Raw genomic sequence first — 25,050 nt, forward strand, 5'->3', positions numbered from 1 at the left:
TCTTAGTCCAGCCCCAACCTTCGCCGGACACCGTTTCGCGCGGCGCATCAGCCTCTCGGCCTGCGCAACTATCCCTTAGATCCCTAGCTCCTCGATGTCTTCGAGCAGGAATATGAGTGGGGCATGGCCGCGGTCCCAAAGGCGCAGCGCGCCAACCCAACCGCCTTTGAGTAAGATCTCGCCAAGGCTCTGGCGAAGCGTGACAAGCTGATTGAGGCGATCAGTACGGGCCCGTTCGATGCGCGCGAGGTTAAAGCCGATCTCGATGCCGCCACCAAGAAATGTGACGCGATCCACGCAGAACTTGCTGGCGCGCACGCCGAACCCAAACTCATCGAGCCCGGTATGAGCGATCGTTATCGTGCCGGGGTTGAGCCAATTGATCGACGGCTTCAGCGACGAGGAAACCCAAGACGAAGCGATGCGCTGCATCCGCTCGCTGATCGACAAGATCCTCGTTCGACCGAACGCCGCCGCGACGATCTCGATATCGATCTACACGGGTGCATTGGTGACAATTCTGCTGTTCGCGGTGGAAGCTGAGCCCCGTTTCACCGGCAAAAAAGTCACGGATTTTACGATAAAACGCGCTGGAGCGACGAAGCGAAATCGGGGTCTCGAAAGTCTTGGTCAAACCTGTGTCCCAGGCAGGACTCAAACCTGCAACGAGCCCGCTATGAGCGGCCAGCTCTAACCATTGAGCTACGCGCCCGAGCTCGAGCGGCATGGGCTTGTCCGCGGCGCGGCGGTTAAGACTGGCCGTCGCCCCGCGCATAGCCGACGATCGCGGCGCGGACGAAATCGTCGAAATTTATGCTGTCGAGACTGTCCGGGTGCTTGGCCCAGGGCGGGCCGTCCAACATCTGCACGGTGATGTCGGGCTTCTTGCCGTTCGAGCGGCGCCGGCGCGTCAGCGCGTGTTCGGCTTCGGTCACAACCCATTGCGACTCCGAAGCCGACTTCGACCAGCACAGATGGAAGAGATCGGCGCGATCGATTTCTTGACGCAGACGCGGGCTCCATTCTTCGCCGGACTTCAGCGATGTGCGGTCGAAGAAGTGCTGCACGCCAGCCGCTTCGTATGCGGTCGCGATCGCCGAGACGGTTTCGCGATCCTTGCTGGAGTAGGAGAGAAATACGCGCTTGTGGCGCTTGAGGCGCACCCGATCCGCGGATGCGGCGTTCTTCTTCGGGCCGCCGACGGGGCGTGTGAAGGCGAGAACGCCGATCTGCGCGTCATCGATGAAGACGCGGGCGAGGAAAATGACCTGCTTCACGCCGCCGTCAGCGTCGGCTGAGAAGTTAAAGTCGATCGCTTCGCCTTGCCAGACGCGGCGCTGAATTGCGCCGTCGCATTCGGCGCCGCGCACTTCAAGCGATACGCCAACGCTTGCGCCGAGCGCAACGTCACCAACCTTCATGCCGCTTGGCGCGGCATCGGTGCGTGGATCGATTTGGCGCGCCGCCTTGATGACGTCCTTCAAGTCCTTTGGCTGGTGGATGACGATGCGCACCAATTCTGGCGTGCCACGCCGCATTTTCTTGGGCGCAAACGCGGTGGCGTCGGCTGGCGCGGTCGCATCGCCGCCGGCGCGTGCGTTTTCCGGTGCGCGCCGCCGTGGTGGCTCCACACTTTGCGGAGCAGGCGCGGGCGCCGGCGCCGGCGTCATCGTCGCTGGCGGAGGCGGCGGCTCGGCATAGGCGGGCGGCGCTGCAGGTTCCGGCGGGGCCTCAGGTTCGAGTTCTTCTTCTGTGCTAGGCGCTTCGCCGCTAGGGGTTCCTGAACCAAATGCGTCCGACAGCGCGCCATCATCTTTGCGCCCATCATCTGGTGGCGCGCCACCGACGATATCTTCGTTCGTCTCTGGCGCTGCGGTCTCGTGTTGCAAGGCGCTCTCGTTGGAGAGCTCGCCTTCGAGTTTGGACTCCGGCTCGGGCGATTCCGGGTCCGGCTCGGGCGTTGGTTCCGGCATTGGCTCAGGCTTGAGCTCCGGCTCCGGCTCCGGCTCCAGCTCGGGGTTTGGATCTTGCGGCGCTTCCGGTGGCTGCACTTCTTGCTCAACCGGCGGCAATGGATGTGCACGTGGCTCCTCGTTTGCGCTGGCCTCGCTCTCGGCGCGGCGGCGTAGCAGATCGCGCGCACGTTCCACTGCATCGCTGAGCGCCATCGTTGGCCACGCTTCCGGCAGAAAGCCGAAGTCTGTGCGTGCGTCCGTTTCGGCGAGGATGAGCTGTGCGTTCCTCAGTGAGCGAGCGAGCAAGTGCAGCAGCGCCATGAACGCGACGTCGCGCGTGGCGGCGTCACTCAACACGATGCCGACATTGGCCGCGCCCTGCATGGCGCCGGCCGTGGCTTCCAGGGACCCTAGGGTATTGGCCCCGACAGCTTGGAGTCCGAAGCCGCTGGCGACGTCCTGCAGACCGGGCAGGTCTGCGTCTGCGGCCAGCAAATATCCGTTCGACATGGCTTCTCCCCCTGGGGCGCCACTTATGGGGCGCCGTGAGCACGCCGGGCAAGCAAAGCCCGACAGAGTGTTTCTCAAAGGCGGGAAGGGCGCTAGAAAGGCGCGCAGTTGGAGAATTTTAGATGCGTGCAGCCGCCATCCTATCCGTGCTGGTCCTCCTCGGCGCCTGTCAGACGCCATGCCCAGCGCCCGAAACGGGGCCGGTCACCACGTCGTTTCGGTGTGAGGATGGTTCGCTGCTCAATGTGACATTCACGCGAAATCCCGATTCCGCGCGCATCGCTCAAGAAGGCTACATCGTCGTTGACTTGCCGGCGCGGGTGAGCGGCTCGGGCTATCGCTACAACAATAACGGCGCCGAATTCCGCGGCCGCGCCAACTCTGCGCGTTGGACGCGGCCGGGAGCTGCGGAAACCGCCTGCAGCGAAGTCACCGAGTGATCGGCTAGCGGCTAGTTCCGCTTTTTCATCTGCTTGATCAGCGCTTCCTTGCGCGCCTTCATGCGTGCGCCGAGATCATCTAGATCGAGATCGGAACGCCGCGCCTTGGCGAAGATGCCGCCGAGGCCTTCTTCTTCCTTGACGTGATGCCGGATCATCTCGCCGAGCACTTTGACTTTTGCGCTCCAGTGATCGTCACCGGGTTTGCCGCCCTCGATTTCCTTGATCAGCTTTTTTGCGGCGTCGTGCTCGACGTCGGCCTCGTCCATCATGTCGGGCTCAAGCCCAACTTCCCGGCAAGCGGGATAGAAAATCTCTTCTTCGATTTGGGTGTGCAGGCGAAGCGCCGTGCATATTTGTTTCGCGAGCTTGTGTTTGCGCGACCCGTTGGTCGTCTTTTCGAACTCTTTGAACCAAGCGTCGACCTCGCGATGTTCGGCCTTCAGCATTTTAAGCGCGTCGGGCCCTGGCGCGGGCTCGGTGCGTGTCGTGGTGCGTGGATGAGATTGGGTGGCGGCCATTGGCGTTGCTCCTCGGATTTCTCCGGAAGAACAACGCCCAGGGCTGCAGGTTCCTTAGTGGCGGCGATCCCAGCGATCTTCGCGGCGGTCGCGGCGATCTTCACGACGATCCCAGCGATCTTCCCGCGCATCGCGCACATCTTCGCGGGCGTCGCGAACATCTTCGGCGCGATCGCGCCAGCCGCCATTGTGCCGAGCGTCCCAGATATCCTCGCGCGCATCCAAAATATCTTCGCGCGCATCGCGGCGATCTTCACGCCGGTCCGCGCGGTCTTCGCGCCGGTCGATGCGGTCCTCGACGCGATCCCAATTGCGCGCGTGCGCCGCTGGGGCGGCCAAAGCCGTTACCGCGACGACGGCGCAGAGAGCCAAAATTCGTTTCATAGCAGAGCTCCTTGATACCCCTCGGAGCTACAAACGCGCGCTGTCCGCCATTCCGTCGCTAGCGCAGTGCAAATTCCAGCGCAGCGTCATGACCGCTCGCAATGTCCTCGCGCGTTAACGCTATCTCGATATCGGGCACGATCCCCGCGTCCGGCTTTGGTGAAAGCGGGAAGCGGCCAATCAACGGCACGTCGGCTTCCAGGCCTGAAGCGGGCAGGCGCAGGAAGAAGAATGCCCCGCCATTGATGCCGCGCTGATTGCCGCCGGTCGGCGCGCCAACCAAGCGGCCAAGCCGATTGCCTTTGATGCAGCTGGCGAACTGGAAGGTTGCCGAGGAGTTTTGCGAGTCGATGAGGACATCGACGCCGCCGCGAAAGCGCGGGCCGAGCGGTTCGATTTGATCGGCTTCGGTTTCGCCGCGCAGATCGAAGAAGCCATCCTCGCGCGGCACAGCATCGTCTCCCCAATTGCGGAAGGAGCGATCCCAGGTGTCGAGATATTGGTTCAGCCGATCTGGCGTTTGCCGATAGCGCGTGCGGCGCGCATTGCCTTCGCGGGCGATCGGCGCGTCGATCAGACGGGCTGCAACGAGATCGCCACAATCGTTGCCACCTTCGTTGCCGCGAATGTCGACGATGAGCTTGGTGATGTTTCGCGCCGCGATCTCTGCGAAGCTCTGATCCAGAAACCCGCGCCAATCCCAGCTTGAATTATAGAGCGCCCAATTGGGCATGGTCAGCAAAGCCGTTTGTGTGCGTGGGTAGCTCAACGTCCAGACCGGCCCGTTCTCTTCGGGTTCGGCGATGATGAGTGCGCGGCGCGTTGCGAGGTCGATGGTGGCGACCTCAAGGGTTTCGGCGCGCGCTGCGCTTGGCGCACGAACACGCAAGCGCACTGAAGCGCCCGGCCGATAGATCAGGCCGTAGAAAACATCGAACGTCTCATAGCGATCAAAGCCGCGTACTTCGAGCAACGCCCGCCGTTTGGCGCTGTTGTTTCCGTCCGCGCGGGCATAGGCCATCAGCGTGCGCAAGATGCTCGGCGTTGAGTGGCCGTCGATGCTTAGGATTTCGGCGCCCCGCGCGAGCCGCGGATCGCTGGATTGATTGGTGAGCACCACCATGCGCCCGTCGATCCAGACGAACTGGAAGGGGAGCAGCCGTTGCGCGTCGAAAAGTTCGGCCTGCACGTCTTCTGATTGGTTGTAGAAGTTCGCGTAGGTATGTCCGCACTTGATGGTCGTCAGAAAACGCGACAGCGAGAGGTAGGCCTCGGCGCGCGATTGTGGCCGAGACCAGGCGCGCGAAAGTGCATCAAAGCGCGCCGCCATCTCGCGCGGCGTATTGTAGCGATAAAGGCCCGGATGCAAACTTTCGTAGGCGTCACGCAAAATTGCGACGTCGCTGGACGCATCGCCCAAAGGCGCCGCCCGAGCCGCCAGCGTCAAAGCCGCGCCTGAAGCCCCCAGCAAAACGGCTCTCCGCGACCACATGCGCACTCCCTTCGGCGATTTTGCGGTGTTTACGGCGTCAAGGCAGCTTCGGATCGCTCGACGGGCCGCGAGAGCATCGCTATATCCGCGCTTCGATTTTCCCGAGAGAACGGACGCGACCCATGGCGGCTCAACCCGCGCAATATATTTTCACGATGCAGGGCCTCACCAAGGCCTATCCGGGCGGCAAGAAGGTGTTCGAGAACATCTGGCTGTCGTTCTTTCCGGACGCGAAGATCGGCGTCGTCGGCGTCAACGGCTCGGGTAAGTCGACGCTTATGAAGATCATGGCCGGGATGGACAAGGACTTCACCGGCGAAGCCTTCGCGATGGCCGGCACCAAGATGGGCTACCTAGAACAGGAGCCGCAACTCGACGCCGCGCTCAGCGTGCGGGAGAACGTTGAGAGCTGGTGCGAGGAAAAGCAACTCGTCACGCGCTTCAATGAAGTCTCCATGAAGCTCGGTGAGGATTACAGCGACGAGCTCATGGAAGAGATGACGAAGCTTCAGGAGCGCATCGACGCGGCCGAGGCGTGGGACATCGATTCCAAAATCGATATGGCGATGGATGCGCTACGCTGCCCGCCGGACGATAGCGGCGTCGAAAAGCTCTCAGGCGGCGAGCGCCGCCGCGTCGCGCTTTGCCGTCTCTTGCTCTCGAAGCCGGACATGCTGCTGCTCGACGAACCGACCAACCACCTCGACGCCGAGAGCGTCGCTTGGCTGCAGCACCACCTCGAGAACTTTCCAGGCTGCGTGATTCTCGTCACCCACGATCGCTACTTCCTTGATCAAGTCACGAAATGGACGCTCGAACTCGATCGCGGCAAGGGCCATCCCTACGAAGGCAATTACTCCGCCTGGCTCGAAGCCAAGGCCAAGCGGATGACGCAAGAAGAGCGCGAATCCGAAGGCCGTTCGAAAGTCATGTCGCGCGAACTCGATTGGGTGCGTCAATCGCCGAAGGCGCGTCAGGCCAAATCGAAGGCGCGTTTGGCGCGTTATGAGGAAATGGCCGCGCAGGCCGAGCGCGAAAAGCAAACCTTCGCGACCATCCAAATTCCGCCGGGCCCGCGCCTTGGCCAGAATGTCATCAATTTCGAAGGCTTGAAGAAGGGCTTTGGCGAGAAGCTGTTGATTGATGGCCTTACGTTCAAGCTGCCGCCGGGCGGCATCGTGGGCATCATCGGTCCGAACGGCGCTGGTAAGTCGACGCTCTTTCGCATGATCACAGGCCAAGAAACGCCTGACGATGGTAAGATCGAGATTGGCGACAGCGTAAAGCTCGGCTTCGTCGATCAATCGCGCGATGCGCTCGATGATAAGAAGTCGATCTGGGAAGAAATCTCCGGCGGTCTTGACATTCTCGAAGTTGGCGGCCGCGAAATTCCCTCGCGCGCCTACGTGTCGAGCTTCAACTTCAAGGGCGCCGATCAGCAGAAGAAAGTCGGTCAGCTCTCAGGCGGTGAACGCAATCGCGTGCATCTGGCCAAGACGCTGCTCACCGGCGCCAACGTTCTGCTGCTGGACGAACCGACCAACGACCTCGACGTCGAAACGCTGCAAAGCTTGGAAGCTGCGCTCGAAGATTTCGCCGGCTGTGCTGTCGTTATCAGCCACGATCGCTGGTTCCTGAATCGCCTGGCCACGCACATCCTGGCGTTCGAAGGCGACAGTCACGTCGAATGGTTCGAAGGCGACTTCGACAGCTACGAAGCCGATAAGATGCGCCGGTTGGGCGTGAGCGAGATCATTCCAAGTCGGATCAAGTTCCAGAAGTTCGGGCGTTAGGGCGAATTTGAGCGGCGTGCAGAAAGCATTGCGACGTCGGCTTGCGGTGCTTGCAGTCTTTGGCGCTTGCTCTCTCGTTGCTGTAGCTATCGGCGCATATATTTGCGCGCTGAACGGTGTTGGTTCCGCGCTCTGGCTCTGCAATCTCGTGGGGTGGGGTATTGGCGCTATTCTAGCGGCAGGTCTCGCGCACATCCGCCGAGCCGAGGCGCTGCATTTCGCGCTATGGGCCGCGCCAATTGCGTTGCTCGCAACTTTCTTAAGTCCGGCGCAAGAGGGTGTGCATCGGTGGGTCGAGGTGGGCCCACTGCATATCAACGCCGCCATGTTTACGCTGCCCGCGGCGACGGTGTCGCTCGGCGCTCTTTCCCGCGACCGCGTGTGGTCATGGATAGCGCCATTCACGGCGCTGACATTGTTGGTGTTGCAGCCAGACGCGTCGCAAGCGACGACGCTTGGCGCAGTCATGGTGGCCGTTGCAGCGGCGACCTCGTCGCGGCCGCTGTTGCAAGGCAGCGTTATCATTGGGGCAATCGGTCTTGCGATCCTCGCATGGTTTAAGTGCGATCCTCTGCAGCCTGTGCCGGAAGTGGAAGATGTCATCGAGCTCGGGCTCGTCACGGCGCCGCTACTTACGGTTGTCGCAGTTTCAATGATTGTGGTCGCCGCAGTCAGCGTTGAACGTCTCACGCGATATTTGCGCGAAGCCCCGCGCATCGCCGCCTGGGCGCTGAGTGTTTGCTTGCTAAGTTGGCTCGCCTTGACATTCTTCGGCGCTTACCCCGTGCCTTGGATCGGCATCGGTCTTAGCCCCATTATCGGCGCTTGGGTCGGTGTGGGATTGCTCGCGGGCTTACGGCGTGGAGCGATGTGAGCGGATTCGTAACGGGCCGATTAGCCCCGCGCCCCAGCCACATACGCATCGATCACACGCCCAAGCACGGTCATCGGCACATTGCCGCCGCCAACGACGGCATCGTTGAAGCTGGCGAAGTCATACCGCGCACCGAGCGCGCTCTGCGCGTTGTCGCGAAGCTGGTTGATAGTGTTGTGGCCGACTTTGTAGCCGCACGCTTGGCCGGGCCATGAGCAATAGCGATCGACTTCGCTTTGCACTTCCTGCGGGTTCGAGCCGTTTTCGCGGACGAAGAAATCGACGCCTTGCTCGCGCGTCCAGCGCTTGGAATGGATGCCGCTGTCGACGACGAGGCGGCAAGCGCGGAAGGCGAGCGATTGGAGATAACCCAAACGGCCAACGGGGAAGTCGTCATAGACGCCGAGTTCGTCGGCGATCTGTTGCGCGTAAAGCGCCCAACCTTCCGAGTACGCATTGAAGCCAAGCAGCGTGCGAATGAGCGGCTGGCGGAACGTGTATTCGCCCTGCCAGACGTGGCCGGGGATGGCTTCGTGATAGGTGAGGTCGGCGAGATCGAATTTGGTGTGCAGCGCCGGCGTTCTGAGATTGATCCAGAAATGGCCGGGCTCGCTGCCGTCGATCGTGCCCGCGCCGCCATAGGCGCCTGGCGCGCCGGCCTCAACGTCGGGCGAGATCCGCACGACTTCGAGATAGCCGCGCACTGGATTGTGAAAGGCGCGCGTGAGGCGCGCGCGGATGTCGGTGAGCTTGTCCTGGATAAAGGCCATGATCTCGGCGCGGCCCGCATCGCCATCCGAAAATTGGTAGCGACGATCGCTCGCCAGCGCGGTCATACGCGCGCCGACGCTGCCCTCGGTGTAGCCGACCGAACGCAGGATTGGGTCCATGCGGCCATGCAGCGTGCGTAGATTGTCGAGGCCCATTTCGTGGACCTCATCCGGCGTCATTTGTGTGGTCGTGCCGGCACGCAGCGCCCATGCATAGTATTCATCGCCGCGCGGCAGCTTCCACACGCCTGCATCATTGGTCGCGCGCGCTTGCAGCGATTCTAACACTGCGATTTGGCGATCGATAGCCGGCGCGATGTGTTCCTCGGCGATGCGCGCGGCGTCGGCTGCGTAGCGGGGGCTGAGATTTGCGCGAGCAGCGCGTGTCGCCAACGATGTGACGATGCCCCATTGCGTAAACGGCGCCGCGCGGCTGGTGCGAAGTTGTTGCAGCGTCTTGGCCAACAGGAAATCCGGCAGCACAACGCCGCGTCCAGCGTCGGCGCGCACGCGGACGGTTTCGCCGTCGAGCTGACGTGCGTAGGCGTCCATGCGGACGAGATAGGCTTCTGCGTCCGCGACGGTGTTGATCGAGTGACTGGAGTCGAGGAAGGAGGGGATCTCGACGAACGCACCGACGTTTTGCGCCACGACATATGGCGTGTTGCGGTACGACCAATTGTTGTTGAGGATCGCGACATCGCCGTACGGGAATTCAAAACCGCCCGCTGCGAGCTCGTACACGGTTTTAACGACATCGACGTCAAGGCGCTTTGCTGGGCCGAGCGCATCGACATCGAGGCGGCGAAGCTGCGAAAGCGTCGAGCGGACATGGGCGCGAATGACGCCTTGGCCAGATGCCGAATGGCTGGAAAGCCGAGAGCGCAGGCGCGCACGCGCGTTTTTATCGACGCCGGCGCCGGTTGCGCTTTCAGGATAGTCGCTCAGCAATTGTTCGGTGATGCGAGCCAGCAGGCGATCTGCCGCTTCATCCGGCGTTAGCGCACTGGCGGCCGTGGCCTGGAGTGCGAGCGTTGCGGCGCCTGCTTGCAGCACGGCGCGACGGTGAAGCGTCATGGTATCCCCCGAATGCGTTGGGGGTGATGAAAGGCGTCGAGCGCAGGCGGTCAAGCGGAAAGCGCCGAAGAGGCGCGCCGGTCAAACAAACGGCCGCGCAGGTTTTGCGCGGCCGTCGTTCGTTTCCGTGTCGAGCTTAGCCGCGGCGTGCGTCTTGCGGGATGCGGAACACAACGCGGAGATTCACCGGCGAGCCAGCGGCGTTGCTACCGTCGGCCAATTGCGGGGCGTGGCGGAGCGTGCGCGCGACGCGCAGCGCCGCCGGGCCGAAGCCGCCGGGGGTTTCTTCGACGCGCGCGCAATCTAAGGCGCCATCGCCCTGCACAGTGCAGTGCAGGCGCGCTTCACCCTCACGGCCGCGCTCAAGCGCCCGTTCCGGATAAAGCGCCGAGAGGCGCCGTTGCGTGGGCGTGCGCACCCAGATCGGGCGCGGGTTCGCGGTCACGACGATATCTTCGCCGTCCGCCACTTCAGTCGAGGTCGCGTTGATTGGGGTGATGCCGATGGTTTCTTCCGGCACGGTTTCGGCGCGCGCGGTTTGACGGCGCGCAGGTGCGCTGGCCGCGCGCGGTGCGCTTGCCGGCGGGACGAGACTATCGTCGCTAGAGGCGGTGTCGGCGATTGGCTCATCGCTTGGGTCGATTGGACCGGCGCGCAACAGATCGTCGCTATAGGGTTCTGAATTGTAGGCGTCGTTATAGGCGGTCTGTGCGCCGTCCTGCGCGCCGCTGTAATTCTTCCAGACGAAATAGCCGCCGCCGACCAAGACCGCCACTGCAACTGCGCCGAGCAGCAGCTTGCCACCGCCACCGCCGCCTTTGGATGCGCGAATTGTCGTAGCGCCGTGTTTCGGATCTTCGCTCACGTTCGTCTCCTCGGAAAGATAGCGGGCGGGAACCCGACAGGCCCGCAATGTTCACAATGACGGTAAGTTCCTCAGTGCAGGGCTGTGACGCGCGAGGGCGCCGCCTGACTGAGCAACTCCATAGTGAAGCCTTGCTGCTTTTCCTGTGACCGAGGGCACAGTGCGAACGGGATGATCAGCGCGCGAGCAGGCCCATGAGCAGGCCGTAATCGTCGTCCATCAAGCCATTGCGGCGCGCGCGCTCAACGGCTTCGCGCCCATCGGAAGCAATGCGCGGCGCCCATGCGGCCATCGCATCGCAGCGTTCCTGCGTTGGCCGTTCGCGCCGCTCCAACGCGAGCGCTGTGATGGCGCCAACATAGCGCGCAACGCCGTCGCGTACTTCGCGTTCGCCGCCGCCATTCGCTGCGGCGTTCATTGCGCCAATTTCGAGCGCGCCTGTGAGGCCCGCGTTGAGGACCTCACGCGTCGGCACGCGGCACGAGAAGCTGTCGCCTAATGCGCGCGACCAGTCTTCGGTGGCGCGTTCAACTTGTGACTGGCTTGGCCGGCCTGCCAGCAACGCGGACCACGCGCCGCGACTTGCAGCGTCGGCGTAACGTAATGAAGGTCCGCTCTCGCCGAGCGTGGCGCACGCGCTGAGCGCGACGAGTGTGGCGAGTAGAATGCGGCGCATGAGATCCTCTTGGGTTGCGCGATGCTAAGCCGAACGCCGACGAAATCTAGACTCTTCCATCCTGCCGCGCAGTGGGTCATCATTTCGCCCACACGCGGGAGGGGCGGGATGAGAAGTGCTGTGTTGTTGCTTGGTTTGCTGGCGCTCGCGGCCTGTGGCCCCGCCTGGGCGCCGCCCAATGCGCCAACGCGGCCTTGCGACATCATCGACGCAGCGGCGTTCAACGCAGCACGCGAGAGCGGCGCGGCGGTCGGACGTGCGCGGATTTACGAAAGTGGAATGGTCGATCTCTCTAACGGTCCGGGCGTCAGCCATTGTGCGACCTACAGCAGCACGATGAGGCCCTGCCGGCGCCCGAACGATTACGTGATCGAATACACCCAAGCCGATGGCGCGGTTTTCTATGTGCACGTTCCGGCGAACACCGAATATCGCTTCAACGTTCGCGCCGCGCCGAACACGTGTCAGATCATTCTGGCGCCCGCGCAGCAATAGCCTCACACTCATTTTGAATTCGATCCAATCGCAACTGCAGAAGTCGTTCCGCACCCACTGTGCACAACGCGCAAATCAGTTCATCTTTATCCACCGTCAGTATCGTTGCGGAGGCGATCCGCTTGCGATGTAGTGCGGGAGAAGAACAAGATGCGCAAATACGCGGCGCTGCACTCTCACCTTAGCCGGCGCAATGGTCGTCCGGAGATGCTCACGTTCGAAGACATCGAGCAAATCATCGGCAAGCCACTGCCGGAAAGCGCGAGCAAACACCGTTCGTTCTGGGCCAATGACAACCAGGACCATCACAGCCACGCGCGCGCCTGGATGAAGGCGGGTTATCGCGTCGCCTATCTGGATCGCGAGCAAAAAGTCGTCCGCTTCGAACGCACGCGCTAGGCGCGGCGCCCGAAAATCGCCGCGATGGCGGTGATCCATGGCCACCTCAGCCGACGGGAGGGCCAATTTTTGCGCCGAATTTTGCTGGTTTTAGTCGCCGTCGCGACGCTCGGCGGCTGCGTTTCCCTGCTTGATGATGCATACGACGAGCAAGCGCGCACGGAATGTGACCGCAGTACTCGTGCGAGTGATCGCGGCCATTGTTATGATCAGGTTGAACAAAATCGGCGCGATCGGAGCCAATGATGATGAGAATGCTGTTTTTGGCCTTGGCCGCCCCCTTGGTTTTGGCGGCGTGCGATGGCTCCTATTCGTCGAGCGATGGCAGCGCCGCCACTGAGGAAGCCGCGGGCGGATATACGCTCGAGGTGCGCGCCGTTGAGGGCGTGCAGACTCTCATCGTGACCGCGCCCGATGGGCGCACGACCGGCTCGCGCGTCGCCGATGGTGCTTCAGCGCTCCTCGATGGCGACGCTATCCAGAGTTTGGGCGCGATGGAGCCGTTGAACGGTGAGGCCAATCCTGAAGTGTTCGCGATGCGGTTGCCTGGTGTGAATATTTCGGTTGCCGCCGATGAGAGCGATCCCAACAGCGAAAGCGCAACGGTGCGTATCAATGCTGGCGGCCGCTCTGTGCACGTCGATGCCGAAGACGGCGGTCCTGGCGAAAACGATGACCGCGCCAATGTGCGTATCACTGGCGCCACTGAAGAAGATGCGCGTGATTTCATCAATGACGCCGAAGACGTTTCGGCTGAGGTGAAAACGCAAATGCTCGCGGCTCTTGGCCTGAACTAAGTTCCACAGCAGTTGCATCGCTTGCCCCAGGCCTAGGCATCGCGTTTCCTCCGGCGAACTGAGTCGGGGGAAATGATGCGCCAGAAGTTGCGCACGGCAGCTGCTCTCATTGGAACGTTTGGCCTTGCGGCGGCGCCTGCGACGCTGGCCGAAGAGGGCATGTGGACGTTCGACAATTTCCCGGTCGAGCGTATGCAAGCGCAAATGGGCTGGGCGCCAGATCAACTTTGGCTTGATCGCGTCATGGCAGGCGCGGCGCGTCTGCCGGGTTGCTCAGCGTCGAACGTCAGCGGCGCAGGCTTGGTGCTCACCAATCACCATTGCGTCGTCTCGTGCGTGACTTCGCTTTCGAGCGTTGAAAATAACTATCTCGAGCATGGCTTCATGGCGCAGACGCGCGAAGAAGAGCTGCGCTGTCCCAATCTCTCGATCGATGTCTTGACGTCCATACGTGATGTAACCGCCGACATCGAGAGCGCAACTGCCGGCGTTGCGCCCGAGGGTTTCGCGCGCGCCCGTGATGGCGAGTTTGCGCGTCTGATCGGCGAGTGCAGCGGCGCAGAGACGCGCTGCGAGGTGGTCACGCTCTATCAGGGTGGCCGCTACGGGCTTTATCAATATCGCACGTTCAGCGATGTGCGGCTGGTGTTCGCGCCAGAGCACAGCATGGCGGCGTTCGGCGGCGACACTGACAATTTCAACTTCCCGCGCTACTGCCTCGATTTCTCATTCTTGCGTCTTTATTCGGGCGGCAGACCGGCGGTCACGCCCAACCATCTGGACATGCGCTTCACGCCGCTGGCGGAGGATGAGATTGTTCTCATCTCAGGCAATCCAGGGCGAACCTCGCGCTTGCGCACAACGGCGGAGCTAGAGTTCGAACGCGATGTGAATCTGCCATGGCAGATCGAGTCGCTCGGCCATTTGCGTGATCGTCTGATCGCCTATTCGGCGCTTGGTCCAGACCAGGAACGCATCGCTTCGAGCACGCTGCAGGCGGTGCAGAACTCCTTCAAGGGCCTCGCCGGGCGCCGGCAAGCGCTGGCGGATCCCACCGGTTTTGCACACGTTGCAGAGCGCCAAGCTGATCTGCAGCAACGTGTCCGCCGCAATCAGGCGGCGACGCGCGATGTCGCCGACGCATGGGGTGAAATCGAACGCGCACAAGCCGCGTATCGCGGCATGTTCTATGAGTATCAGTATTTGGAACAGCGCGCGGGCGAGCGCTCGCTTCTGTTCGCGTGGGCGCGCGATCTCGTGCGCGGCGCTGCCGAGCGCGAGCGGCCGGATGCTGAGCGCTTAGTGCGCTACAGCGAAACGCGGCTTCCGTCGGTGGTTCAGGGGCTGCGCGCGAACCGCACGATCACGCCGTCATTCGAAGAACTGCACCTTGCGCTATGGCTGTCGGAATTGCGCGCCCGGCTGCCGGCGAACAATCAAGCTGCGCGCGCTCTGCTGGGCAGTGAGGCGCCTGAAGCGCTCGCGCAGCGTCTTTCGCAATCGCGCCTCAACGATCCCACCTATCGCATGGAGCTATGGCAAGGCGGGGCCGCGGCGATCGCGGAATCCACGGATCCAATGATCATGTTTGTCCGCGGTATGGATGCTGACGCGCGCGCGGTGCGCGAACGCTACGTCTCGCGCGTGGAGGCGCCAGTGGCGCTGGCGCAAGAACGCATCGCGCGCGCGCGCTTCCGCGCCTTCGGTGACACGCAATATCCCGACGCAACGTTTAGCCCGCGTATTACCTACGGACGCGTCATTGGCTGGTCGGAGCCGAGCGGCCGCGTGGTTGGGCCGTTCACGCACACGGACGGGCTCTTTGAGCGAAGCACCGGCACAGCGCCCTTCGTTTTGAGCGAACGCTGGGCCGATGCGCGCGGCCGCATCGATCCGCGCGGCATCGTCAACGTCTCGACATCGACGGACGTGATCGGCGGCAATTCCGGCGGTCCGCTGCTCGATCGCGACGGCGATGTTGTCGGCGCGGTTTTTGACGGCAACGTGCATCTGTTGGGTGGTGAATACTTCTACGACGGCAGGCTCAATCGCTCGGTGACGGTGACCTCGACGATCATCCGCACGGCGCTCGCCGATGTGTACGGCATGAGCGCGCTGGTCGCGGAGATCGAAGGACGCTGAGGGACGCCAGCGGCCGGCACTCGGAACCGGCGCCAGCGTCCCAACCTCCTTGCTCATGAGGGCGAGGTCGGAGGCCTTGCGACTGGCGGCGACGGGGGTGTGCGTGCCGCCAGAACTCAACACATTGGCGGTGTGTTGCAGCAGGCACGCTTATGAAGCCGCGATTGCTCGCGCGCTTCAATTGCAGAGAGACGAGAGGCCGCGCGCGTGCGGCGAATGCAAGTTTGATCAGCCGAGAACGGAATTCAGAAAGGCTGTCTGCGCTTTAATCGACTGCGTGGTCTGCGCTGACGGAAATGCGATGAAGCCGTGGCACGCGCCGGGATAGATATCGAGTTCGGCCTTGTTGCCGGCGGCGGTCCAGCGCGCGTGCATAAAGAGCGTATCGTCCAGCAGTGCGTCCTTCGTGCCAATTGTGAAGAAAGCGGGGCAGAGGCCGCGCAGGTCCGCAAACAGCGGCGAAAATTCTGGTGAGCGCTTTTGCTGCTCGTCGAGGCCCGGAAGAAAAGCATCGCCGAATTTTTGGATGTCGAGGGTGCGTAGCACCAGCCGCTCATCGCCGAAGGCGCGGGCGCTTGGCGTCATGGCGAGGTCGAACACGCCAAACACAAGATTTGCAGCGCTGAACGGCGTGCGCCCGTGTTTGTCGCGGAGACGCAGGATTGTCAGCGTGGAAAGGTGCGCGCCGGCGCTTTCGCCACCGATCGCGAGCGCGTTGCCACCGAAGTCGCGCAGATGGTCGTGCACCCAAAGTGCTGCTGCTTCGCAATCATCGGGGCCGGCCGGGTAGGGATGCTCGGGCGCAAGCCGATACTCGACGCTGATGGCTGTGAGGTTAGTCGTCTCGGCAATGCGTTCGAGCAGGCGATCCTGCTGGTCGGCAGCTCCCAGTACGTGGCCGCCGCCGTGAATGTGCAGGTAGGCGCCGCGCGATTTCTCAGGCGCTACGATGCGCAGCTTTATCTTGCCGGCTGGGCCGTCGATCTCGATCCATTTTGCGCGATCTGATTTTACCGGCGCCGGGAATACGCCTTCACCCTTGGCGCGCGCATCGCGCACCTTTTGTGCGCCCACCTCCCACCAATTGGCCATGTCCTTGGTGAGCGCGATGATGCTGGCGTTGAGTTGCTTGGTCTCGTCCGGGATGGCGGCGTCAGTAAAGAGTTTTGGATCGAGGTATTGCATTATTTCAAACCACCCAGCTTGCGGATTGCCTTCCATTCGTCTGCCGTCACGGGTTGAACGGAGAGGCGGGAATTCTTGACGAGCACCATGTCGGCGAAATTTTTGTCCGCCTTGAGCGCGGCGAGCTTCACCGGCGTTTTCAGCGGCTCAACAGCTTTGAAATCGACCGCGTAGAACGCGTTCGTTTTGTCGGTCGGGTCGATATAGGCTTCCTTCGTCACCTCGCTGACGCCGACAATCTCCTTGCCTTCGTTCGAGTGATAGAAGAACGCTTTGTCGCCCTTCTTCATCGTCTGTAGGTGGACCTTGGCCTGGTGGTTGCGCACGCCAGTCCAGGAATCGGCGCCCTTCTTGACGTGCTGATCCCAGGACCAGGTGTCGGGTTCGCTCTTGATCAGCCAGTACGCCATTTAGTCCTTCCAGTGTTCAGGCGCGCGCCTCGAACACCAGATTGAAGGGCGTTTCGGCGGCTCGTCGGAATTTACTGAAGCCAGCGTCCTTGACCACCTTTTTGAGGCGTGCTTCGCCCGCTTGTGCGCCTAACCCAAGGCCAACCTCCTGGCTTAGCGACGCTGGCGTGCAGATCATCGTTGACGCCGCGTAGAAGACGCGGCCGACAGGGTTCAGATTTTCCGCAAGGTCATCGTGCGCGAAGGGTTCCACGATCATCCAAGCGCCATCAGTGGCGAGAGCCTCTTTGACATGCCGGCCCGCACCAACCGGGTCGCCCATATCGTGCAGGCAATCGAAGAATGTGATGAGATCGTAGTCGAGCGCGGGATAATCCTTTGCGCTCGCTTGCTCGAACCTCACGCGCTTGGCGACGCCGGCTTCTTTGGCGAGCACTTTGGCGCGCTCAATTGACGGCGCGTGATAATCGTACCCGTAAAATTTCGACTTCGGATAGGCGAGCGCCATGAGGATTGTCGAGGCGCCGTGTCCGCATCCGACATCGGCGACGCTTGCGCCTTTCTCGAGTTTCTCCTTTGCGCCGCGCAGAGCTGGGATCCACTCGGAGACGAGATGGCGATTGTAGCCTGGGCGGAAGAAGCGCTCAGTGCCGCGAAAAAGGCAAGCTGAGTGTTCGTGCCAGCCAACGCCTTTGCCGCTCTTGAAAGCTTCCGCGACTTTGGGCTCGTCGATCCACATCGATTGGGTGAGTTCGAAGGCGCCGGCGAAGAATGCTGGGCCGCCTTCATCGGCGAAGGCGCTAGCCTGTTCGGGATTGAGTTTGAATTTCTTGCTCTTGGAACTGTAGTCGATGTAACCGGCGGCCGCTTGCGCAGAGAGCCATTCGCGCAAGTAGCGCGCGTTGAGCTTGGTTTTTTCCGCAAGTTCTTCCGGGGTCACAGCCTTTCCGTCGGCCATCGCTTTGTAGATGCCGAGGCGATCTCCCAAGAGCACCAAAGCTGCGCCTGTGGCGGCGCCGAGGTCGCCAACCAGTCTTCCAATGAATGCGTTGAGTTTGTCGGGGTCGGGCGATTTCATGCGAAAGCCTCCCTCAAAGGAAGCCTGGAGCTAACGCCCACAATCTTTCGAGTTCAAGTGCGGCGCGCGCGATTTCGCGCTTCAACTCGCCCGAGCTGGGCCGCCGTGTTTGCCGCCGAGCCAAGCCGCTGCGGGTACGCAAACGATGGCGACAACCAGCATCCAAACGGGGTGCGGGATCATTGCGAGGTTAAGGCAAGTCGCGGCGAAGATGAGCGCACCAGCGACCCATCCCGCCCAAGCTTTCGAGCCAATCTTTGCGCCTGCAAACGCCGCAGCGAAGGCGGCGATCGTCCAGGTGACCGGGAGGCCGAGGAGGGACGTGATCGGCGCCGTTTGCATATAAGCGCGGATCGCTTCGGGGTTGGTTATCTGCACCTCCGGTGGCGGCGGAAACAGCCGGTGATTGATCGTGTCCCCGACCATGACGAGGCCGATGCCAACGGCCACGCCGATGACGATGCCAAGAACGATCCGAACAATTGCCATGACCGTTACCCCCGTTTCGATCGCGCCCCAGGATTTTGCGCGTTTCAGGCGATGCGTCAACGCATGCTGGGGCGTGTGCTTGATCTCAGAAGCCCGCCCGTTACACCTCAAAATGTATGGACGCAGCGCTCGAAGCAGAGGGGTTGGTCAAGCGCTACGGTCAAAGAACCGCAGTGCAGGACCTTAGTTTCCGTGTGCCCGCGGGTTCGATCTACGGCGTGCTCGGCCCAAACGGTGCGGGCAAGTCGTCGACGCTGCGCATGCTTGTTGGCGTGTTGCGCCCAACGTCCGGGCGCATCTCGGTTCTGGGTGGCCCAGCCGATCGCGAGACCATGAAGCGCGTTGGCTACTTGCCCGAGGAGCGAGGGCTCTACCGCGGCATGAGTGCGCGCTCGGCGATTGCGTATCTGGCGCGTCTCAAAGGCACGCCGGCGAATGTCGCATTCAAGCGAGCTGACAAATTGCTGACCGATCACGGTCTCGGCAAGGTGCGGCGCAAGAAGATCAAGACCATGTCCAAAGGCATGGCGCAAAAGGTTCAGGTGCTCGGCGCAATCGCGCACGAGCCGGATCTCATCATTTTCGATGAGCCGTTCTCGGGGCTCGATCCGGTCAATCAGCGAGTGCTGGAAGAGACCATCCGCGCCCAGGCCGCCGCCGGGCGCACGATCTTGTTCTCAACTCACGTGATGGAGCATGCCGAGCGCTTGTGCGATCGGATCTTGCTGATCGCGCAGGGCAAGGCGGCTTTCGAAGGCACCGTGCCGGAAGCCTTGGCGCTTGCGCCTTCGGTGGTCATGCTGGAAACCGAGGGTGATTACGATCTCGCAGAGGCGCTGGCGCCGAAGGGCTTCAACATCACTTTCGATGGTGAAGAGCATGGCAATAAGCGTTGGCGCGCACGGCTCGAGAACGGCCATGGCTCGCGTCAGCTGTTGCAGGCTTGTGTCGAGGCAAGTGCGCCGCTTTCATTGTTCGAGCCGGCGCGCGCCAGCTTGCACGAAGCTTTCGTGGCTCTAGTCGGCGACAAAGTCGCCGTGTCAGCGGCGGAGTAGAGGGTGTCCGCTATCCTTCTCGTCGCCCGCCGTGATTACTTCGCCTATATCGGCGCGTGGGGCTTTTGGCTGTCGCTGCTCACGGCGCCGCTGATCATCGCCGTTCTCCTCTTTGCGCCGATCCTGTTGGCGCGTGCAGAACCGCCGCGTGTGCTGACGATCGTTGCTGAACGTTCCACCGATGCGGACGCAGTGAGGGTTGCCTTTGCTGCGAGCGCCCTTGACGATGCGCGCGGTGCGATTGCAGCGTATCTTGGCGCTGCCGCGCCCCAGCTTCGCGCCGAAGCGCTTGCCGCGTTCGATGCTGCGCCCAACCGTCAAGCGGCGATCGCGGCGGCGCGTGAGATCGTGGCCGAGCGCGCGCCAAATGCAATGACGGCGTATCCATCGCTATCTCCGCGCTATCAGATCGTGGCGCCGCCAGTGCCGGATATCCAGGCGATGCGGCCATACCTCGATGGCGCGCAAACATTGCCCGGTGGCCATACCTTGTATGGCGCGCTCTATCTTCGGCGCGATGCGCAAGGCGCGCCGGTCATCGAATATTGGAGCACCGCGCTCAACCATGACGAGCCAACAAACCTGGCTTATCGGGCGATGCGCCTGGAAATGCAGCGCGAAGCGCTTGTAGCGCAAGGCCTGGCGCCCAGCGAGGCCGAGCGCTTACAGAGCTTCGATCCGCAGATCGTTCAATTCGATCCACGCTCAACCGGCGGTGAGAGCGTGACGCTCCGCGAGCGCGCGCCGTTCTTCGCGGCCTTGGCTTTGGCATTCGTTTTGTGGAGCCTAGTGTTCTCCGTCGCGAACATGCTGCTAAATGGCGTGATCGAAGAGAAGTCGAACAAGATCCTCGATACGCTGCTGACAAGCGTCACCCCCCTGCAAATGCTGATCGGCAAATTGCTCGGTGTCGCGGCCGTCAGCGCCACGCTGTTCCTCTTTTGGGGCGCGCTCGGCGGCGCCCTGCTGACGATTGCGGCTGAGCGTGCAAGCGACAACATCTTTGGGCAGGTGGCCGCCGCCTTCCTCGAGCCGCGTTTGCTGGCCGCGTTCTTCATCGGATTTATCGCCGGCTATTTGATGTACGGCGCGATCTTCCTGGCCTTGGGCTCGCTCTGCGAGTCCGTGCAGGAAGCGCAAACCTTGTTAGGGCCGGTTGCGCTTGTGCTCGCAACGCCAATGATGCTGATCACGCCTGCGCTCGATAATCCCAATGCGCCAATCATTGAGGCGGCAAGTTGGGTGCCGATCTTCACGCCATTCCTGATGCTGATCCGCGCGCCTTCCGGCCTTGCCTGGACTGAGATCGCCGCGCAGGGCGGGCTGATGATTGTGACGGTTATCGTGATCCTTTTCCTGGCCTCGCTCGTGTTCAAGGCTGGCGTCGTGGATCAGGTCAGTCTGTCGAGTTGGCGCGGCCGCAAAAACAAAGGCTAGACCGCTCGCCAGCCCATGATTGCGAGCGTGTGCCCATCTGGGTCTTTGAACGCACGCAACATCAATTCGCGGCCGGGCGCTTCTTGAAGCTTCTGCGCGGGGTGCAAGAACGCGATCCCTTTGCCTTCAAGCGCGCTTTCGGCGGCGCTCCAATCTCGTGGTTCGAAATAGAGCACCGTATCGCCGCCAATTTGTTGGCCGGGGTGTGCGCCGCCAACCATGAGCCGCGTGGCGCCCGACTGGAAGAAAGTCATGCCGCTTGCTTCAAACAGAACTGGCAAACCCAAGGTGTCGCGATAGAATGCGACAAGCGCGCCTGGATCAGTGCTCGCGAGCGCGACTTGGCAAATCCCCGTAAGCAAGTGTGGCGCGCCATTCATGGGTTAATCTCCAATCCGAAAATAATTAGTTTGACTAACTAACTAAGTCAAGCGATAATCTCGCCGGTAGATGTCACGTACAGATTCACTCGAAGTCGCGACCGCACTACACCGCGCCGCCATTCACCTTCTGCGGGCAGTGCGCGTTGCTGACGATGAAACCGGCGTGTCCGCGCCAAAGCTTTCAGCGCTTTCGGTGTTGACCTTCGCTGGCCCATCGAGCCTTTCAGCGCTCGCCAAGGCAGAGCAGGTGACGCCCGCCACGATGTCGAGACTGGTGAGTGATCTTGAAGTCGATGGTCTCGTCGCCAAGCGCGTTGACCGTGAAGATAAGCGCGGCGTTCGCATTGAGGTCACCGCAAAGGGGCGTGTGCTCATGGACCAGGGCCGCAAGCGCCGCCTCGCTTTGCTCAACAAGCGCGTCGCCAAGCTCAGCCGTGAAGAGCGCGCGCAGTTGGCGGACGCTGCTTTGCTGATGCAGCGCGTCGCCGCCGCCGCAGAATGAAAAACGCCGCCCGGTGAGGGGCGGCGTTTTGAATTCCTATCGCTTCACGGTTTGGTTCTTACCGTGGCTTCGCCGGCGGACGCGGCAGGAGGCCTTCGCGCTGAGCGCGCTTGCGGGCCAACTTGCGGGCGCGGCGGACAGCTTCAGCACGCTCGCGAGCGCGCTTTTCCGACGGCTTTTCGTAGTGATTGCGACGCTTCATTTCACGGAAGGTGCCTTCGCGTTGCATCTTCTTTTTGAGCGCCTTCAACGCCTGATCGACGTTGTTATCGCGAACGAAAATCTGTACCAGGACCCGTCTCCCGTAACCGAATACCAAACCCAACAGGCCGCGTGCGCATGTCGCGCCGCGGCTCCGTTCTGAAGCGAAGTCGGGCTGATAGCAAAAGGCCGCGGCGCTGTCCATTGCTGGCGGAGCCGCTGAGGCTTAGCTTTTCCTCATGACAGATACTCCCTCAGATCGCTTCCGCAGCCGGATTTTAGAGGTTTTCCCGGCCCATGCGGCTCGGGAGGGCTGGACGGAAGCGGCTTTTAGGGCCGCCGTGGCGGAGGCGGGCTTGAGCCAAGGGGAGGCAGACCTGGCCTGCCCGAAGGGGGTATTTGACCTCTTCGACGCTTTTGCCGCCCGGGCGGACGCCGCCATGCTCGACCGCCTCGATGGCCTCGACCTCGGCGCGATGAAGGTTCGCCAGCGCGTGCGGGCGGCGGTGCAGGTGCGACTTGAGGCCCAGCAGCCATACAAGGACGCCGCGCGCGCGATGACGCGGGCGCTTTCCAGGCCCGATCGGGCGCCCGAAGCGGCGCGTCTGCTTTGGCGCACGGCCGATCACATCTGGCGCGCGCTTGGCGATACCTCGACCGACGAGAACTTTTATTCCAAGCGCGCCATCCTCTCAGGCGTGCTGGCGAGCACCTATGGCCGCTGGCTCAGCGACGAGAGCGAAGACAACGAAGCCACTTGGACCTTTCTCGATGCGCGCATTGAAAACGTGATGCAATTTGAGAAGCTCAAAGCGCGGCTGAAGCCGGTGAGCGAGAGCGTGCAAAGCGCCGTCGGCATCGCGGCGCGCTTTCGCTACGGGCGCTGAAACCGCCGTTACGCAAAATTCCTTCATGCGCTGTCACTTCGGCGCCATCGGCGTATAGTCGCCGCACACGATCCGTGTGGAGGCGCTCATGGCTGCAGCTCCGGTACGGTTCTTAAATGCAGCGGCATGGCCGCTGACTATATGGACCTCGCTGTCTCATCTCGAAGAACATCCCGCTGACGATTACGTCGAGCGCACCAGTCCTATCGTCGCTACGGCGGTGGCGTTTTGGATATGCTTTGTCGCGCTGATATTGCTCGCCAATCCGGCGGTAATTGCCGTCGGTGGCTCATTCGATGATGGCAGCTCGCTTGTGACGTTCGTGCGCCGTACCCCAGGCGCAATCGTCGGCGTGCTTTGGCTGGTGACGCCATTATTGTACGTCGCGGGCTGGTGGATGTTCACCGCGCGCGACGAGGCGTTTCCGCGCTAGCTCAATTTGAGCTTCGTGACGTGACCCATCTTGCGGCCGGCGCGCGCGTCGCGCTTGCCGTAAAGGTGGAGGCGCGCCGTTGGATCCGCCGCGAGCTGGGGCCAGGCGTTTGCGTCTTCGCCGATTAGATTCAGCATTTCGATGTTGGCGGTGCGCGTCGTGGGGCCAAGCGGCCAGCCGGCGATAGCGCGAATGTGTTGCTCGAACTGCGAGGTCAGCGCGCCCTCGATCGTCCAATGGCCAGAATTATGGACGCGCGGCGCCATCTCGTTGGCGATCAGTGATCCATCCGGCATCACGAAGAATTCGATGGTCAGCGCGCCGACATAGTCGAACGCTTCAAGCACGTTGCGCGCCGCTTTTTGCGCCTCAACGATGGTTGGTTCACTGACCTGTGCGGGCAGCGTCGTGCGCGAAAGAATGCCGCCAGAGTGTTCGTTTTCGTTGAGATCGTAGAAGGCGATCGAGCCATCTATGCCGCGCGCCGCTATGATCGAGACCTCGCGCTCAAACGCGCAGAAGCCTTCGAGAATGCCCGGCGCGCCGAGCTTTTCGTATGCGCCTTGTGCGTCGGCGAGTGTCTTGATGCGGATTTGGCCGCGCCCGTCATAGCCGAGGCGGCGTGTCTTCAAGATTGCCGGGGCGCCAATCTCAGCGATGGCTGCATCGAGATCGTCCTGAGACGAGATCGCCTTGAATGGCGGCGTCTGAATCGCGGCGCTGAGAAAGTAGCTTTTCTCATCGAAGCGATCTTGTGCGATGGCGAGGGCCGCTGGCGTCGGCGCAACGCGTGCGCCCGCATCGATCAACGCTTGAGCCGTTTCGGCAGGAATGTTCTCGAATTCCGTGGTGACGACCTGAACCCGGCGCGCGAAGTCGGCAAGCGCGGCATGATCGAGATAGTTTCCAACCATCGTCTTGGCCGCGACCCGTGAAGCAGGGCTATCGGGCTCGTCGGTAAAGATGCATACGTCAAAGCCCAGCTGTGCGGCGGCGATGGCGAGCATGCGTCCAAGTTGGCCGCCGCCCAAAATGCCGATCGTGCTGCCGGGCGGAAGTGCGCTCATAGCGGGCTTTCGGACACCGCTTCGGTTTGCGCGGCGCGGAAGCCTTCGATGCGTGTCGCCAAGACTTCGTCGCTGAGCGCTAGAATCTGCGCCGCCATGATGCCGGCGTTCGCCGCGCCCGCTTCGCCAATCGCCAGCGTCCCAACAGGAACACCCTTTGGCATTTGCACGATCGAGAGGAGGCTATCTAGACCTTTGAGGTCTTTGCTCTTGACCGGTACGCCAAGCACCGGGAGCGGCGTCATCGAAGCCGCCATGCCAGGAAGGTGCGCCGCGCCGCCTGCGCCCGCGATGATGACCTTCAGCCCGCGTGACTTGGCGCTGGTGGCGTAATCGTAGAGGCGCTTGGGGGTCCGGTGTGCGGAGACGACCTTGGCTTCGTACGCAACGCCCAGTGCGTCGAGCACTTCGGCGGCTGCCTTCATCGTCTCCCAGTCGGACTTTGAGCCCATGATGAGGCCCACCTGCGCGCCGGAATTGGAGTTCGCCGTCATGTGGGATCGACCTTCGAGCAAACTCCAATTCCATCAAGGCGCGCTGAAGTCATAGTTCTTACTCGCGCGGCTTGTTCTTCGGAAATTCGCACTGTGCGCGCATCCAGCTCCGTCGAGTTTCCGAGGGCGCGCGCGAGGGGGGTAGCCATGTTCCGGCTGCTCCTAAAAAACGGCCCAGTAATGGAAGCCGCGCGCGGCGTCCAGTCCGCTCCCGCACGCAGTTAAGGCGGCCTTTACCC

Annotated in this window: 29 protein-coding genes; 13 read left to right on the forward strand and 16 right to left on the reverse strand. The window is 62.2% G+C overall.

Annotation, left to right across the window (positions count from 1 at the left end):
• Positions 1-75: 75 nt before the first annotated feature.
• Entirely contained in the window at positions 76-432 is a 357-nt protein-coding gene (locus tag ATE48_RS14570; RefSeq protein WP_156767789.1) for a hypothetical protein, read from the reverse strand.
• On the opposite strand from ATE48_RS14570, the gene ATE48_RS14575 reads away from it, so the two are divergent.
• The gene (locus tag ATE48_RS14575) at positions 422-694 is read left to right on the forward strand and encodes a hypothetical protein (protein WP_156767790.1); all 273 of its coding nucleotides are present in this window, start codon (positions 422-424) and stop codon (positions 692-694) included. The genes ATE48_RS14570 and ATE48_RS14575 overlap by 11 nt on opposite strands.
• 55 nt (positions 695-749) lie before the next feature.
• On the opposite strand, the gene ATE48_RS14580 is transcribed toward ATE48_RS14575, so the two are convergent.
• Positions 750-2,465 (reverse strand): toll/interleukin-1 receptor domain-containing protein, encoded by a 1,716-nt coding sequence (locus ATE48_RS14580; protein WP_066772703.1) that lies wholly within the window; start codon positions 2,463-2,465, stop codon positions 750-752.
• A 122-nt stretch (positions 2,466-2,587) separates the two neighbouring features.
• Between ATE48_RS14580 and ATE48_RS14585 the strand changes: the two genes are divergently transcribed.
• Entirely contained in the window at positions 2,588-2,905 is a 318-nt protein-coding gene (locus ATE48_RS14585) for an MliC family protein (protein ID WP_066772704.1), read from the forward strand.
• Between the two features lie 11 nt (positions 2,906-2,916).
• On the opposite strand, the gene ATE48_RS14590 is transcribed toward ATE48_RS14585, so the two are convergent.
• Genes ATE48_RS14590 through ATE48_RS14600 form a run of 3 tightly spaced genes read right to left on the reverse strand, consistent with a single transcriptional unit; the run spans position 2,917 to position 5,302 of the window.
• Entirely contained in the window at positions 2,917-3,426 is a 510-nt protein-coding gene (locus ATE48_RS14590; RefSeq protein WP_066772706.1) for a hemerythrin domain-containing protein, read from the reverse strand.
• A 54-nt stretch (positions 3,427-3,480) separates the two neighbouring features.
• Positions 3,481-3,810 (reverse strand): hypothetical protein, encoded by a 330-nt coding sequence (locus ATE48_RS19840; RefSeq protein WP_156767791.1) that lies wholly within the window; start codon positions 3,808-3,810, stop codon positions 3,481-3,483.
• A gap of 58 nt (positions 3,811-3,868) precedes the next feature.
• The gene (locus tag ATE48_RS14600; protein ID WP_066772711.1) at positions 3,869-5,302 is read right to left on the reverse strand and encodes a S41 family peptidase; all 1,434 of its coding nucleotides are present in this window, start codon (positions 5,300-5,302) and stop codon (positions 3,869-3,871) included.
• 122 nt (positions 5,303-5,424) lie between these two features.
• Here ATE48_RS14600 and ettA point away from each other — a divergent pair, with 122 nt between their 5' ends.
• Positions 5,425-7,095 (forward strand): energy-dependent translational throttle protein EttA, encoded by a 1,671-nt coding sequence (gene ettA / locus ATE48_RS14605; protein WP_066772712.1) that lies wholly within the window; start codon positions 5,425-5,427, stop codon positions 7,093-7,095.
• Between the two features lie 16 nt (positions 7,096-7,111).
• On the forward strand, positions 7,112-7,969 hold the full coding sequence (locus tag ATE48_RS14610) for a hypothetical protein (protein ID WP_083197377.1): 858 nt from the start codon (positions 7,112-7,114) through the stop codon (positions 7,967-7,969).
• Between the two features lie 20 nt (positions 7,970-7,989).
• Here the strand turns inward: ATE48_RS14610 and ATE48_RS14615 are convergent, their stop codons facing one another.
• The 3 genes from ATE48_RS14615 to ATE48_RS14625 form a co-directional block, all read right to left on the reverse strand.
• Positions 7,990-9,816: a DUF885 domain-containing protein gene (locus tag ATE48_RS14615; RefSeq protein ID WP_066772714.1), complete on the reverse strand. Its 1,827-nt coding sequence runs from the start codon at positions 9,814-9,816 to the stop codon at positions 7,990-7,992.
• 136 nt (positions 9,817-9,952) lie between these two features.
• Positions 9,953-10,681 carry a TonB family protein gene (locus ATE48_RS14620; RefSeq protein ID WP_066772715.1) on the reverse strand — a complete coding sequence of 243 codons (729 nt, stop codon included), beginning with the start codon at positions 10,679-10,681 and terminating at the stop codon, positions 9,953-9,955.
• Between the two features lie 175 nt (positions 10,682-10,856).
• Positions 10,857-11,357, reverse strand: a complete 501-nt coding sequence (locus ATE48_RS14625) for a hypothetical protein (protein ID WP_066772716.1) — start codon at positions 11,355-11,357, stop codon at positions 10,857-10,859.
• A gap of 108 nt (positions 11,358-11,465) precedes the next feature.
• Between ATE48_RS14625 and ATE48_RS14630 the strand changes: the two genes are divergently transcribed.
• The 4 genes from ATE48_RS14630 to ATE48_RS14645 all read left to right on the forward strand — a co-directional run bounded on the left by ATE48_RS14630 (position 11,466) and on the right by ATE48_RS14645 (position 15,190).
• A complete protein-coding gene (locus ATE48_RS14630) occupies positions 11,466-11,852 on the forward strand; it encodes a hypothetical protein (protein ID WP_156767792.1) in 387 nt (128 codons plus the stop codon).
• Between the two features lie 150 nt (positions 11,853-12,002).
• Positions 12,003-12,251, forward strand: a complete 249-nt coding sequence (locus ATE48_RS14635) for a DUF7662 domain-containing protein (protein WP_156767793.1) — start codon at positions 12,003-12,005, stop codon at positions 12,249-12,251.
• Positions 12,252-12,505: 254 nt separating this feature from the next.
• Entirely contained in the window at positions 12,506-13,048 is a 543-nt protein-coding gene (locus ATE48_RS14640; RefSeq protein WP_156767794.1) for a hypothetical protein, read from the forward strand.
• 75 nt (positions 13,049-13,123) lie between these two features.
• Positions 13,124-15,190 carry a S46 family peptidase gene (locus ATE48_RS14645; protein ID WP_228126640.1) on the forward strand — a complete coding sequence of 689 codons (2,067 nt, stop codon included), beginning with the start codon at positions 13,124-13,126 and terminating at the stop codon, positions 15,188-15,190.
• A 228-nt stretch (positions 15,191-15,418) separates the two neighbouring features.
• Here the strand turns inward: ATE48_RS14645 and ATE48_RS14650 are convergent, their stop codons facing one another.
• The 4 genes from ATE48_RS14650 to ATE48_RS14665 all read right to left on the reverse strand — a co-directional run bounded on the left by ATE48_RS14650 (position 15,419) and on the right by ATE48_RS14665 (position 18,352).
• Complete coding sequence (locus ATE48_RS14650) at positions 15,419-16,375, reverse strand: alpha/beta hydrolase (RefSeq protein WP_066772725.1); 957 nt, start codon at positions 16,373-16,375, stop codon at positions 15,419-15,421.
• Complete coding sequence (locus ATE48_RS14655) at positions 16,375-16,785, reverse strand: EVE domain-containing protein (protein WP_066772727.1); 411 nt, start codon at positions 16,783-16,785, stop codon at positions 16,375-16,377. The genes ATE48_RS14650 and ATE48_RS14655 overlap by 1 nt, the downstream gene beginning before the upstream one ends.
• A gap of 16 nt (positions 16,786-16,801) precedes the next feature.
• Positions 16,802-17,863, reverse strand: coding sequence for a class I SAM-dependent methyltransferase (locus ATE48_RS14660; RefSeq protein WP_066772730.1), 1,062 nt, complete (start codon positions 17,861-17,863; stop codon positions 16,802-16,804).
• 81 nt (positions 17,864-17,944) lie between these two features.
• Positions 17,945-18,352, reverse strand: a complete 408-nt coding sequence (locus ATE48_RS14665) for a hypothetical protein (protein WP_066772732.1) — start codon at positions 18,350-18,352, stop codon at positions 17,945-17,947.
• Positions 18,353-18,525: 173 nt separating this feature from the next.
• On the opposite strand from ATE48_RS14665, the gene ATE48_RS14670 reads away from it, so the two are divergent.
• Both ATE48_RS14670 and ATE48_RS14675 read left to right on the forward strand, forming a co-directional pair.
• The gene (locus ATE48_RS14670; protein ID WP_228126641.1) at positions 18,526-19,407 is read left to right on the forward strand and encodes an ABC transporter ATP-binding protein; all 882 of its coding nucleotides are present in this window, start codon (positions 18,526-18,528) and stop codon (positions 19,405-19,407) included.
• A 3-nt stretch (positions 19,408-19,410) separates the two neighbouring features.
• Positions 19,411-20,844: an ABC transporter permease gene (locus tag ATE48_RS14675; RefSeq protein ID WP_066772736.1), complete on the forward strand. Its 1,434-nt coding sequence runs from the start codon at positions 19,411-19,413 to the stop codon at positions 20,842-20,844.
• On the opposite strand, the gene ATE48_RS14680 is transcribed toward ATE48_RS14675, so the two are convergent.
• Positions 20,841-21,224 carry a VOC family protein gene (locus tag ATE48_RS14680; RefSeq protein WP_066772739.1) on the reverse strand — a complete coding sequence of 128 codons (384 nt, stop codon included), beginning with the start codon at positions 21,222-21,224 and terminating at the stop codon, positions 20,841-20,843. The genes ATE48_RS14675 and ATE48_RS14680 overlap by 4 nt on opposite strands.
• A 70-nt stretch (positions 21,225-21,294) precedes the next feature.
• On the opposite strand from ATE48_RS14680, the gene ATE48_RS14685 reads away from it, so the two are divergent.
• Positions 21,295-21,729 carry a MarR family winged helix-turn-helix transcriptional regulator gene (locus tag ATE48_RS14685; protein WP_066772741.1) on the forward strand — a complete coding sequence of 145 codons (435 nt, stop codon included), beginning with the start codon at positions 21,295-21,297 and terminating at the stop codon, positions 21,727-21,729.
• A gap of 58 nt (positions 21,730-21,787) precedes the next feature.
• Here the strand turns inward: ATE48_RS14685 and rpsU are convergent, their stop codons facing one another.
• Positions 21,788-22,021 carry a 30S ribosomal protein S21 gene (gene rpsU / locus ATE48_RS14690; protein ID WP_156767900.1) on the reverse strand — a complete coding sequence of 78 codons (234 nt, stop codon included), beginning with the start codon at positions 22,019-22,021 and terminating at the stop codon, positions 21,788-21,790.
• A 148-nt stretch (positions 22,022-22,169) separates the two neighbouring features.
• On the opposite strand from rpsU, the gene ATE48_RS14695 reads away from it, so the two are divergent.
• Entirely contained in the window at positions 22,170-22,817 is a 648-nt protein-coding gene (locus ATE48_RS14695; protein WP_066772743.1) for a COQ9 family protein, read from the forward strand.
• Between the two features lie 88 nt (positions 22,818-22,905).
• Positions 22,906-23,250: a hypothetical protein gene (locus ATE48_RS14700; RefSeq protein WP_066772745.1), complete on the forward strand. Its 345-nt coding sequence runs from the start codon at positions 22,906-22,908 to the stop codon at positions 23,248-23,250.
• Here ATE48_RS14700 and ATE48_RS14705 read toward each other — a convergent pair.
• Both ATE48_RS14705 and purE read right to left on the reverse strand, forming a co-directional pair.
• Positions 23,247-24,317 (reverse strand): 5-(carboxyamino)imidazole ribonucleotide synthase, encoded by a 1,071-nt coding sequence (locus ATE48_RS14705; protein ID WP_066772749.1) that lies wholly within the window; start codon positions 24,315-24,317, stop codon positions 23,247-23,249. The genes ATE48_RS14700 and ATE48_RS14705 overlap by 4 nt on opposite strands.
• Entirely contained in the window at positions 24,314-24,811 is a 498-nt protein-coding gene (gene purE / locus ATE48_RS14710; RefSeq protein WP_066772751.1) for a 5-(carboxyamino)imidazole ribonucleotide mutase, read from the reverse strand. Before purE ends, ATE48_RS14705 begins: the two co-directional genes overlap by 4 nt.
• Positions 24,812-25,050 lie beyond the last annotated feature (239 nt).

The sequence above is a fragment of the Candidatus Viadribacter manganicus genome (genome assembly GCF_001679665.1).
In the GTDB taxonomy this organism is placed as follows: domain Bacteria; phylum Pseudomonadota; class Alphaproteobacteria; order Caulobacterales; family Aquidulcibacteraceae; genus Vitreimonas; species Vitreimonas manganica.